This window comes from Pseudoalteromonas sp. BSi20439, assembly GCF_000241165.1.
Taxonomy (GTDB): Bacteria; Pseudomonadota; Gammaproteobacteria; order Enterobacterales; family Alteromonadaceae; genus Pseudoalteromonas.
The window spans coordinates 1-381 of record NZ_BADW01000015.1; the positions used below are offsets into that span (position 1 = coordinate 1).

Genomic DNA, 381 nt, shown 5'->3' on the forward strand with positions numbered 1-381 from the left:
CGTTTACGTTGAGTGGTAGGGGAGCGTTCTGTAAGCCGTTGAAGGTGACCCGGGAGGGTTGCTGGAGGTATCAGAAGTGCGAATGCTGACATGAGTAACGATAATGCGGGTGAAAAACCCGCACGCCGGAAGACCAAGGGTTCCTATCCCATGTTAATCAGGGTAGGGTAAGTCGACCCCTAAGGCGAGGCCGAAAGGCGTAGTCGATGGGAAACGGATTAATATTTCCGTACTTGGTATAATTGCGATGGGGGGACGGAGAAGGCTAAGCAAGCATGGCGATGGTTGTCCATGTGAAAGTGAGTAGGGCGTTTGTTTAGGTAAATCCGGACGAACATTAAACCTGAGACACGAGACGAGCCACCAAGGTGGTGAAGTTGT

General features: G+C 51.4%; 1 rRNA gene. It reads left to right on the top strand.

The window, feature by feature from the left end:
- Window positions 1-381, top strand: a 23S ribosomal RNA gene (locus P20439_RS18050); the annotation flags it as partial.